Annotated in this window: 10 protein-coding genes and 1 pseudogene; 8 read left to right on the top strand and 3 right to left on the bottom strand. The window is 60.7% G+C overall.

Annotation, left to right across the window (positions count from 1 at the left end; genetic code table 11):
- The 3 genes from JOY90_RS30640 to JOY90_RS30655 all read left to right on the top strand — a co-directional run.
- Positions 1-1,109, top strand: a 1,109-nt coding sequence (locus JOY90_RS30640) for a cytochrome C (RefSeq protein ID WP_291694841.1), incomplete at its 5' end; no start/stop codon positions are given.
- Positions 1,110-1,976: 867 nt separating this feature from the next.
- A complete protein-coding gene (locus JOY90_RS30650) occupies positions 1,977-2,396 on the top strand; it encodes a CopG family transcriptional regulator (protein WP_291694842.1) in 420 nt (139 codons plus the stop codon).
- A 4-nt stretch (positions 2,397-2,400) separates the two neighbouring features.
- Positions 2,401-3,576, top strand: coding sequence for a PHB depolymerase family esterase (locus JOY90_RS30655; protein WP_291694843.1), 1,176 nt, complete (start codon positions 2,401-2,403; stop codon positions 3,574-3,576).
- A gap of 210 nt (positions 3,577-3,786) precedes the next feature.
- Here the strand turns inward: JOY90_RS30655 and JOY90_RS30660 are convergent, their stop codons facing one another.
- Positions 3,787-4,008 (bottom strand): cold-shock protein, encoded by a 222-nt coding sequence (locus tag JOY90_RS30660; protein WP_291694849.1) that lies wholly within the window; start codon positions 4,006-4,008, stop codon positions 3,787-3,789.
- Between the two features lie 139 nt (positions 4,009-4,147).
- Between JOY90_RS30660 and JOY90_RS30665 the strand changes: the two genes are divergently transcribed.
- From JOY90_RS30665 to JOY90_RS30675, 3 genes are all read left to right on the top strand, one after another.
- On the top strand, positions 4,148-5,650 hold the full coding sequence (locus JOY90_RS30665) for an ATPase domain-containing protein (protein ID WP_291694844.1): 1,503 nt from the start codon (positions 4,148-4,150) through the stop codon (positions 5,648-5,650).
- The gene (locus tag JOY90_RS30670) at positions 5,643-7,727 is read left to right on the top strand and encodes an ATP-binding protein (RefSeq protein WP_291694845.1); all 2,085 of its coding nucleotides are present in this window, start codon (positions 5,643-5,645) and stop codon (positions 7,725-7,727) included. The genes JOY90_RS30665 and JOY90_RS30670 overlap by 8 nt, the downstream gene beginning before the upstream one ends.
- Positions 7,728-8,045: 318 nt before the next feature.
- Positions 8,046-8,420 carry a response regulator gene (locus tag JOY90_RS30675; protein ID WP_291694846.1) on the top strand — a complete coding sequence of 125 codons (375 nt, stop codon included), beginning with the start codon at positions 8,046-8,048 and terminating at the stop codon, positions 8,418-8,420.
- Here JOY90_RS30675 and JOY90_RS30680 read toward each other — a convergent pair.
- Together JOY90_RS30680 and JOY90_RS30685 are read right to left on the bottom strand one after the other, a co-directional pair.
- A complete protein-coding gene (locus JOY90_RS30680) occupies positions 8,371-8,892 on the bottom strand; it encodes an HAD hydrolase-like protein (RefSeq protein ID WP_367277012.1) in 522 nt (173 codons plus the stop codon). The two genes, JOY90_RS30675 and JOY90_RS30680, sit on opposite strands and share 50 nt — an antisense overlap.
- A 106-nt stretch (positions 8,893-8,998) precedes the next feature.
- Positions 8,999-10,144 carry an AI-2E family transporter gene (locus JOY90_RS30685; RefSeq protein WP_291694848.1) on the bottom strand — a complete coding sequence of 382 codons (1,146 nt, stop codon included), beginning with the start codon at positions 10,142-10,144 and terminating at the stop codon, positions 8,999-9,001.
- A gap of 347 nt (positions 10,145-10,491) precedes the next feature.
- Between JOY90_RS30685 and JOY90_RS30690 the strand changes: the two genes are divergently transcribed.
- Together JOY90_RS30690 and JOY90_RS30695 are read left to right on the top strand one after the other, a co-directional pair.
- Positions 10,492-10,890 (top strand): hypothetical protein, encoded by a 399-nt coding sequence (locus JOY90_RS30690; protein WP_291694850.1) that lies wholly within the window; start codon positions 10,492-10,494, stop codon positions 10,888-10,890.
- Positions 10,887-11,416, top strand: a pseudogene (locus JOY90_RS30695) (DNA ligase); the annotation flags it as partial. The gene JOY90_RS30690 and the pseudogene JOY90_RS30695, both read left to right, overlap by 4 nt.

Consider the following 11,416-nt stretch of genomic DNA (forward strand, 5'->3'; position numbering starts at 1 on the left):
CCGACCAGAACATCGCTGGCTCCGCTCCCTATCTCAAGCCAAACGATAACGTCGAGTTTCAGACGGCAAGCGTTTTCTACGGTGGGGCGATCACCGAGCATATCGGCGCCTATGCCCAATTCACCTACAATGCACAGGGGTTTGGGCCGCCCGTGCCACATTTGTTCACCTGGGATAATCTTGACATACGCTACGCCAACACGACCAACATCGCGGGGATGCCGGCGGTTTTCGGCCTCACCGTCAACAACAATCCGACGGTTCAGGATCCCTGGAATTCGACTCCGGCGTGGGGCTATCCGTTCGTGCAGTCAAACCTCGCCAATACGCCGGGTGCCAAGACGCTGATTGACCAAGGCTTCGCCGCACAAGTGCTCGGCATGGGAGGCTACGCGTTCCTCAACGACCAGCTGTACCTCGAGGCGACCGGCTACCAGACGCTGTCGCCGGGCTCCCTCAATTCGCTCGGTGTCAATCCCATCAATACCCTGCCGATCAACGGCGTCGCGCCCTATTTCAGGGCCGCCTACGAATTGCGATGGGGCAAGAATTCGCTGGAGGTCGGCACCTTCGGGCTGTCGGCTGAAACCAGTCTGCCGCTCGCGAATCCGGGGGCGGGCACCAACCGCTTCACCGACATCGCCTTCGATTCGCAATACCAGTATCAGGGCGACGGCTACTGGATCACCGTTCGCGGAACCTATATCCACGAAAAGCAGTATCTCGCCGCGAGCGTTGCGAACGGACTCGCCGCCAACCTCGACAACACCTTGAATACCTTCCGTGCAAACGCTGCCCTGACCTATGGCACCGATGGGAAGGTCATCCTGACCGGGGGCTATTTCAACACGTGGGGTAGCTCCGACACCGTCCTTTATGGAGGCAATCGTACGTTCAGCCCGAACAGCGACGGCTTTATCGGGGAAATCGCCTATCAGTTCTTCGGCAAGAACAATGCGCCGAAGCTTTGGCCCTGGTTCAATGCACGAGTTGGCGTGCAATATATCGCGTACGACAAATTCAACGGCGCGAAGTACAATTTCGACGGCATGGGAACGAACGCCCGCGACAACAACACCTTGTTGGTCTATCTCTGGACGGCGTTCTAGTCCAACTTGCGCAGTTCGGAGGCTGATTTCGTGAATTCATGATCTGAATCGGAATCAAGTTGGGACTTGGTGGCGAAAACACGGCTTTGAAGGCTCGCGCCTCGGCTACCTCTTGAACGGCGCAGGCTGACAGCGTCACGTTCTCGTAGGTGCCGGCGGCCGAGAGACAGACCGCGCTTCCGCCTGCACCTAACAAGGGAGCAGCGCGCCATGTTGAAGCGGCGGCGTCATAAGCAAACGATATCCTCAAAGATCGCCTGGCTGATTGGGCGGAAAAGATCCGCAAGCAGGCGACCCAACTGCCGCCAGGCACTGAGCGCGAAGCGATGCTCAAGAGAGCAAGTCGGGCCGACATAGCGGCGCATCTTGACGAGTGGGCTAACTCGCCGGGCTTGCGAGGGCCTGGCCATCGATGAAGAGGTCTTGAGCTCCGGGACCTTGCGGCGGTCCAAGAAGAGGCTGCCCTATCTCCTTGACTGACGCGGCCCTGGATGGTCTCCGCAGATCTGACGGCGATCTTGATCAGATAAGCATAGAAGTCCGGACCGAAGCTGGCCTGTTCATGCGCGTCAGTTTCTCGTTCAATTTGGAACGAAGGAGTTAGCAGGCCGCGATCATGATTGGCTCATAGCTCGGATGCTCATTTACAGCCTCGGTCAGCCATCGGCCGCAAGTAGCCGCCGCCCACCTGACATTGCGCGTGAGTTCATTCTGGGAGCGTAAGTTGCGCTCATCACGGACCAGCATGCTCGGTTCCCGCATCAGCCCCTGGGCAACCTCATCCGAATATGGGGCCAACGGTGCCCTTGAAATCGTAGTTTACCATCCATATACCATCCACATAGATGTTAGATGGATGGTCGTTTTATGTCCGGCAACGTTCACGAAATCCGACCCAAACCCTCGGATTCCGAAAAGATCACGATCAATCTTGGTTTTGTCGATCTCGGTCAGGTCGACTTGATGGTGCAGGAAGGGTTCTACTCGAACCGCACCGACTTCATTCGGACCGCAATCCGCAACCAGCTCGAACGTCATGCCGACGTGGTCAAGCAGTCCACGGCTCGGAAGAGCCTGGACCTCGGGCTGCGAAACTACAGCCGTGAGGATCTCGAGACGGCTCGGCGGGCGGGCGAGATGCTGCATATCAGCGTTCTCGGCCTCGCCACCATTGCTCACGACGTCACGCCCGAGCTTGCCCGCGCGACGATTGCCTCCGTCTCCGTGCTGGGAGCTTTACATGCAAGCCCGGCGGTCAAGTCCGCTCTCGCCGATAGGATGAGGTGAGCCCATGCTGAACCAAGACATTGTTCGCGAAGCCACACGCCTGACGCGCTCGGGCCGGCTCACCGAGGCCACCGCCTTGCTCCAGCGTATGCTTCGCGGTGAGAACGCGCTGGACGCCGCACCGACGGCTGGCAGCCCTGTCCCCGCTACAGGAAGAGAGCCGCCGATCATCGACGCCAAGGCAAGCACGGCCGAAACGCGAGTTCGACCGCGCCCCCGCCGCACGCCAGCGAATCTCCCGAAGAATTTTCCTGGATTCGTCCCGGGCAGATCGCTAAGGCGCGCCCCGCCCTCCATGGCGGACATCGTGCCACACGGCGCCCGCTTCGTCGAAGGCACCTACCAAAATGTCGCGGGAAGCCGGGCCTACCGGCTCTTTATCCCGAGCGGCTACCATGGACAGGCCATTCCGCTGGTGATCATGCTCCACGGCTGCACGCAGTCGCCGGAGGATTTTGCCGCCGGCACGCGGATGAACTTCATCGCAGAGGAACAGACCTGCTTTGTGGCTTACCCTGCGCAGCGGACTGAAGCGAACCAGGCGAAATGCTGGAATTGGTTTCGCCCGTCCGACCAGCAACGCGGCGGAGGCGAACCCTCGCTCATCGCTGGCATCACCAGCCAGATCATGCGCGACCATTCGGTCGATCCGCAACGCGTCTACGTTGCCGGACTGTCGGCCGGGGCCGCGGCCGCCGCCGTCATGGGATCGACTTATGGCGACCTCTACGCAGCGATTGGCATCCATTCCGGATTGGCCTGCGGCGTCGCCACCGATCTTCCCTCCGCGCTCATTGCCATGAAGCAAGGCGGCGGGTCCAAGGCAATGCCGAGCGAAGGGCCGCCCGTTCCGACGATCGTCTTTCACGGCGATCGCGACACGACGGTGCATTCGAACAACGGCGATCGAATTGTCCGGCAGTCCATCGGCGGGATGCGAACGAATGCGAAGGTCCATCGAGGTCGGGTCCCCGGAGGGCATGCCTACACCCGCACCGTCCATAGCGATGCCGGGGGACGTGGTATCCTCGAGCACTGGGAAATCCACGGAGCCGGACATGCATGGTCGGGAGGCAGCCCAGCCGGCTCCTACACCGATCCGGACGGACCGGACGCAACGAGAGAGATGCTGCGGTTCTTCCTTGAGCATTCGCTTCCCGAAAGAACTAAACCAATTTAGCGATCCCGCGCATCAACTTCATACTCAGTCCGGCCGGCACAACGTCGCGATCAGCTCGAGCTACTCAAATGCAGTATTGTCCACGTTGCATCCATGGCGGCCAAGTGTCGAAGTAAAGCGGCATACCTCGTTCGCATAACAAAGCCGGCTCAACCGGAGTTGAGCGGGCGCCACGCCTTCGAGCACATCCGTGGAAAGGCGAAAGCCGGCTTACACCAGCGAAAGGTTGTCCGCGCCGACTTTGCCACGCATCCGATCGGTCTTGACCTCGAATGCTACTTTCTTTCCCTCGGCGAGCCCGGAAAGACCTGCACGCTCGACTGCGCTGATGTGCACAAAGACAATATTGCCGCCATCGTTCGGTTGGATAAATCCAAAGCCCTTCTGACCATTGAACCATTCAACGGTACCTGTCGTCGTTCTCGTCTCCAAGCGCACATGCGCCCCCGCAATGTTCACTTTTTGAGCCCTTCCCCAGCGGGAGGAAACCCGAAGGGAACTTCCGAGTTCTATCCTGGAGACTTCGGCTTGCAGCGAAAGAGATTGGAAAACGGATTTCAACCGAGTCACCATGAACTTACCAAACAAACGTATATCGACCGGCAACGAAGGCCTGGACGCCGTGCTGCGCGGGGGTTTACCCGCTAACCGCCTATATCTCCTCGAAGGATCGCCAGGCTCCGGCAAGACGACCCTCGCCCTCGAGTTCTTGTTGGAAGGACGATCCAAGAGAGAACGCTGCCTTTATATCACCCTTTCCGAGACAAAGGAGGAACTGGAGGTCGTCGCTGCGTCGCACGGTTGGAATCTCGACGGCATCGACATTTTCGAACTGAGCTCCGCTGACGACGTGCTCGGTCCTGGCCGGGACCAGTCGATCCTTCATAGCTGGGAGATGGAGCTCGGAGAAACGATCAAGCTGATCAAGGCTCAAGTCGAGCAGATCAAGCCCAGCCGTGTCGTCTTCGACAGTCTTTCGGAGATGCGGCTCCTCGCGCAGGATCCGTTGCGATACCGGCGTCAGCTTCTCGTCTTGAAGCAGTTCTTTTCGGGTCTCCGCACCACGGTGCTCCTCGTGGACGACCTCACCGGCTCCAGCGGCGGAGCGGACAATCACCTGCACAGCCTTTGCCATGGCGTCGTCACTCTGTCGCGGCTGACGCTGGATTTCGGCGCGGCGCGACGCCGGCTTCAGATCCAGAAGCTTCGAGGCGTGGATTTCATTGCGGGATATCATGACTTCGTCATCTGCCGCGGTGGCCTGGCAATCTTCCCCCGCCTGATCGCCTCTGACCATCACAGCGAATCTTCCGACGATCTGGTGCCCAGCGGAATCGATGAGCTCGACGCTCTTCTGAACGGCGGGCCCGCTCGCGGCACCAGCGTGCTGATCACGGGCCCGTCAGGGGTGGGAAAGACCACGCTGGCTCTGCAGTACCTGGCGGCCGCCTGTGACCGCGGCGAGCCAGTGACCGTCTATCAGTTCGATGAACGGGTCAGCACGCTGATCGGCCGGGCAGAGGCGTTGGGCTTGAACCTACGCCGTTGTGTCAAGGAGGGGCGCCTTGTCATCCGGCAGATCGATCCGGCCGAAATTTCGCCCGGTGAGTTCGCGGCGGGAGTGCTCGACGAAGTCAAGCGGCGCTCGGTGCGGATGATCCTGATCGACAGCCTCAGCGGATACCTGGCCGCGATGCCGCAGGAGCAACAGCTAATCCTCCAGCTTCACGAACTGCTGTCATATCTGAGTCGATCCGGCGTACTGACGCTTCTTATCAATCCGCAAACGGGGTTTTTCGGAAGCATGCAGCCCGTTGGCCTCGATGTATCCTATTTAGCCGACACAGTCATCCTGCTGCGCTTCTTCGAGGCCGCGGGCAGGATCAGGAAGGCTATTTCCGTCGTCAAGAACCGATCGGGCAAACATGAGGATTCCATTCGCGAGATGCGGATCGACGATCGGGGCGTGAGGGTCGGCGAGCCGTTGTCGGACTTCAAGGGCGTCCTAACAGGTACGCCGGAATACACCGGTGTGGAAAAACCGTTGATGGAAGATCGCGGCTCAGGTGCATAGGTCCGCTGCCGAAGGTCATCGCGTTCTGATCATCGCGCCGTACGGCCGCGATGCCGAAAGCGTTTCGGGACTGCTGACGTCGAATGGCTACGACGCAAGGATCTGCGACACCTTCGGCGAAGTAGCCGCACAGTTGGATGCCCATGCTGGCGTGATCCTCGTAACCGAAGAAGCGCTTGCAAGCGACTTGTCGCCGCTGGAGTCCGCCCTGACGGCGCAACCTCTCTGGTCGGACATCCCCTTTATCCTGCTCACCGGTCGGCGAGCTGGGAAGGATAGACCCGCCGAAGCCATACGGCAGCAGTTGCCTTCGAACGCAACCAATGTGGTCCTGATCGAGCGGCCGCTCAGCACAGAATCGTTGCTGAGCACGATCGTCTCAGCCATGCGGGCCCGTCAACGGCAGTTCGTGATGCGCGATCAGCACGCTGAACTGGACACGCAGCGGATGCGATTGAAGACGCTTCTCGAGAACTTGCCGATCGGCGTCGCCTTCCTCGACGCGCAGGGCGCAAGCGTGGTCACGAACCCCGCCTTCATGCGGTTTTCAAAGTCGGGGAAAAGCGCCGCGTTCGATGCCGATGCCGAGCGCCACTGGCAGGCTCGGGACGAGGATGGTGCGCCGCTGCCGCGCGACAAATTTCCGAGCGCACGGGCGTTGAAGGGAGAGCACGTCGGCGGCATCGAATTTCGATTCACCGGCCTGGACAGCGGGCCGGTATGGACTCGCGTCAGTAGCGTGCCGCTTCTGAACGACGATGGATCGGTAGCAGGCGCGATCAGCGTCGTGGTCGACATCGACGAACAGAAGCGCGCGCAGGAAAAGCTCGCCCATGCCGCTGAAATGCTGGAATCTCAGGTCGCCGCGAGGACGAAAGAACTCCAAAACGCCTTGTCCGATTTGCGCAAAGAGACTGCTGAACGCTCCAAGGCCGAGGCCGCACTGCGTCAGGCACAGAAGATGGAGGCCGTCGGCCAACTCACCGGCGGCATTGCGCACGATTTCAACAATATGCTGACCGGCATTATCGGCGCGATCGACCTGATGAAGCGCCGGATTGCCTCGAACCGATATGACGACCTCGATCGATTCATGGATGTGGCATCGACGTCAGCGCAGCGGGCGGCCGGCCTGACTTCGAGGCTCCTTGCCTTCTCGCGCCGCCAATTGCTCGACAGCAAGCCGACCGACATCAATGCTCTGGTTCGCTCGCTGTCGGACCTGCTTCATCGGGCCGTCAACGAAAATGTTTCGGTCGCCATCGAGACCAAGGACGGCATACCTCCCGCCATGGTCGACGCCAATCAACTCGAAAGCGCCATCCTCAACCTTGTCATCAACGCCCGGGATGCAATGCCGCAAGGCGGCAAGCTTACTGTCGAAACCTCGGCTGTCGATCTCGACGAGGCCTATTGCGAAGCTCATCCCGGAATTGCATCGGGACCGTATGTAGTCATTGCCGTCTCGGACACGGGCGTTGGAATGACGCCTGAGATCATCGAGAAGGCCTTCGATCCGTTCTTCACCACAAAGCCCCTCGGCCAGGGCACCGGTCTCGGCCTTTCCATGGTGTACGGTTTCGCAAGGCAGTCGAACGGCCAGGTACGGCTCCATTCCGCACTCGGCCAAGGCACATCCGTGAAGATCTACCTGCCGGCAGCGGAAGAAGGGGCAATCCAGCCTGCCGATCATGTTCAGTTCTCGCCGCAAGGCGCGGGCCAGGCCGTCCTGCTCGTCGAAGACGACCCTTCGGTCCGGCTCCTGATCGGAGAGGTCCTGTCGGAATTGGGATATCGGGCGATCGAAGCATCGGACGCCAACGCCGCGATCAAGGTGCTCGAAAGCAGCCAGGCGATCGACATGATGATCTCCGACGTCGGTTTGCCAGGGATGAACGGGCGGCAGCTTGCGGAGGTCGCACGCGAGTATCACCCGACCGTGCCAATCCTCTTCGTTACGGGCTACGCCGAGAACGCCGCGATTCGGGCGGGTTTTCTCGGGACTAACATGGCGATGATCAGCAAGCCATTTCAGGTCGAGGAACTCGCGGCGAAAATCAGCGAGATGCTCTCTTGACGCTCTATCCGGCGATACGGGCCTCGTCATCGCCACCATCACGTCCGACGTCGCCGAAAAGCCATGTGCCGTACTTCAAGATGGTCTGCACGATGACCCAGAAATGTTGCAGCCCATCGAGAACGAGACCTGGGCGGCTTCGTTCCTAGTCGCTCCATCAGCGTCTTCCGCTCCATGGCTCTTTCCCGGCCTGCGCGCCACGAACCAACCGATCCAGCCGCGCCATCCGTCTGCAGATTATCTTAGGTTACGACGGAACGGACCTCAATTATGGCAGTTCAAGAATTTGGTTGGAGATCAGCACCTTGAGGAATTTCAGTGCGTGTTCTTGTGGTGGAGGATGACGCTCTCATCCGCGAAATTGTCGTCGAAGCGCTTCGGGAGGAAGGCTTCGATGTCATCCAGGCTGCCGACGGCGACGAAGCGCTCGAGTGGTGCCGCCGGCGGTTCGCCGACGTGCTCGTCACGGATGTCAGGCTACCCGGAACGGTCGACGGTTGGCAGATCGCCGAACGCTGCCGAGAGCATCATCCAGACCTCCCTGTCATCTATGCGACCGGCTTTTCACCAGTGGCGCCTCGGCCCGTGGCCGGCGGCGTGTTCCTGCAGAAGCCCTTCCACCCTGACGAGATCGTCAAGGCGGTCAGGCAGGTAACCGAGACATCGATGCACGAAGGTCGGAGAGGGGGATGAGAAGGCGCAAGACCCCGGAGAACGGTCGGATCAAGGGCAAATACCTCGCTTTGAAATGTTCGTTCCGCCACGCATCCAGCTCCTGACCATGGTCCCGCTGGGCCTCCTCGGACAGGAAGACGGGAATGAGCTTATCGCCGCCCTTTCCTGTTTGGCTTCTGGCTTGTTCGAAGCTGACGTTGTGGCCGAACATCACCATAGCTTCGTGCCACGCGATCGCGTGCAGATCCACGGAGTCCAATATCGTTCCGTCCAGATCGAAAATCGCGGCGCGTGGCAATTCAACCTCCATCTTACGGGCAGGACTGGAGGACGAACCTGGCTCTACGATCCCGGTTCCAACGAAACGGATCGCGATGGTCTCCCTATCATGCGGCAAGGCTGATCCAGGCGGAGCCGCCCTCTGAAACGCCGTGCCACCGGGACGCCATCGGCCGTAAGTGTCCGAGCCGGCGCGCGCATCATCCGCCATTCAGAGAACTGTTGGCGCAGCTTGTGCGCAAGGTCCTGCTCGAAACCGTCCGGGGTCTGCTGCGATAAATCGGTGGTCTGCATGTCCGCCTCCCCGCCCGCGTTCCTCATGCCTGAGGCGCGGATCGGAATATCCACTCGCGCCAGATCGCCAGCAGCGCCGCCATGATGACCGGCCCGACGAAGAGGCCCATGAGGCCGAACGCAGCCAGCCCACCGAAGATGCCAACGAATGCCAGGAGAAAGGGCAGCCTAGCAGAGCCGCTTACCAGGGTCGGCCAGACGAAATGATCGCCGGCGAGCATTACGATCGTGCCCCATACGAAAACACACATCCCCGCGACGCCGCTGCCTCCGTTCGATATCGTCACGATCGCGGCGACCGTGAAGGCCAGCCAGGCACCGAACGGAAGCATCGCGAATGCCGTCGTGAAGATCAGAAATGTCAGCGCGTTCGGCACGCCGGCGACGAAATAACCGATCCCGATGACGGCTCCTTCGCCGAGGGCAACCAGCACCGTTCCATTCACCGTCGCGCGGGTCGCTTCGATCAGCTTTTCGACCAGGCCCTCTCCCGCATCTCCGAAAAGTCGGTCGCAGGTTTCGAGAAAACGCCTCGCCGCCGAGTGGCCGCTACGAAGCAGAACGAACAGCGTCAAGAGCGAGAAGAACAGCAGGAACAGCCGGTGGAGAAGCTGGCCTCCGAAAGTGCGGAAGAGGTTCGATATGTTATCGGCATTGATGGTCTTGAGCCACGCCGTGGCCGCCTTGGGATCCGAAAGATTTGCACGCCACCATTGCTCCATGCTTTCGGCGGCGATCGGCAGTCGGGCGACCCAGCCCGGCACCGCGATCCCTCCATCCCCAGCTCTCTTCAGCCAATCCGCCAATAGGTCGCTTTGCTGGGCGACTTCGTAGACGGCGAGTGAAATCGGGGTCATGAGGATGAGCGCGACAAGGACCGTGAAGACGAAAGCCGCAGCTCCCGATGGGCCGCCCAAGAAGCGCTTGGCGAAAACCAGATAAAGCGGCCACAACGCGACCGCCAGGATCGTCGCCCAGATGAGTGCCGGCAGGAAGCTTGCTGCCGTCCACAGACCGAGTGCGACGAGCACGAGCGCCAAGACCACTCTGGCATTCATGCGCGCTCCCGAACCCAGAGGGAGCGGCTTTTGCTCGGCCGGGCGGTCAGCCGGCGTGCCGGCGGTCGCGGCATGCACTTTCTTCGATGAGGCTTTCGCTGTGCCGCTCATGCGAAGTGGAATCCCTCCCGGCCTTGTCGCTAAGGCGCCGTCGCCCGGAGCGTATGGCCTGTCGACCGACCCGGCGGCGTGGAGGCGCGCTTGGGGATCCGCACCACGCGCACGCTGCCGATCGTCGCCCTCGGGCGTCGAGCGCGCTTGCTGCGCCAAGCAGCTACCTCCTCCTGCAAGCTCAAGGCTCCGGGCTTACTTGTTCTGTCGAGATCGATAGGTGCCTGCATTTCGTGTCCTCTCCCTACTTGCCGCGCGCCCATAAAAAACCGGGTCAGGCCGGAGATGTTCCATGACCGGAACAAGGGAGGTCACCCGTCGTTCTACGCAGGAGGAGCCCTGCCCAAATGAGGTTGAGACGGTCGATCGAAGGACTCGGACCCTATCCATCCCTGTTTCTGCTGGCGCTGCCAACGGCGACGGTGGAGCCGCTGAAGCTCGCCGCGGTGGCAGTGGCTGGCAAAGGCCATTGGATCACCGGCACGGTCATGATCGTCATCTGCTACGCATTCAGCCTCCTTGTCGTCGAGCGCCTTTTCGCGATTGTGAAGCCGAAACTCCTCACGATCCCATGGTTCGCGAAACTCTGGAAAGGTTTCGTTTCGGCGCGGACGCGAGCCCTGCGGCTCTTCGGACGCTTACTTGGACCACGTCGCAATCGGGAAGTCCGTCCGGCGAATTCTCGGCAACAGCGCGCCGCCCGAAGCGACGAAGCTTCTTTCCAGACGCGGTCAGCCTCCGAATGAGCCGAACGTCGACGCTGCCCAAGCGACTTCAGCCCATGCTTGCAACCCTCACGGACGCGCCGTTCGACGATCCCGGCTGGATCTTCGAGGACAAGTTCGACGGTTTCCGGATGGTCGCCGAAATCCGCCGCGGCAAGGTCGCGCTGTACAGCCGGAACGGAAAGGTCATCAGCCGCAGCTACATCGAGGTCGCCGAGGCCCTTGAGGACGTCAAGGGCGATGCCGTGATCGACGGCGAGCTCGTCGCTATCGGAAAGGACGGCGTCTCCCATTTTCAACTTCTTCAAAACGCGCTTCGTCACGAAGCTAAGCTTCTCTATTGCGCCTTCGACCTTATGTTTGCGGACGGCGAAGACCTTCGCACGCTGCCGCTGCTCGAACGCAAGAAGCGCCTGAAGGCCATACTACCGCGTCATAAGCTCATTGCCTTCAGCAGTCACCGCAAAGGCAGCGGCAAGGAGTTCTTTGCCGAGGCCGAGCGCAAGCGCCTCGAAGGCATCATGGCAAAGCGCGCCGACAGCCCGTA

It is taken from the genome of Bradyrhizobium sp. (assembly GCF_019242285.1).
Classification (GTDB): Bacteria; Pseudomonadota; Alphaproteobacteria; order Rhizobiales; family Xanthobacteraceae; genus Bradyrhizobium.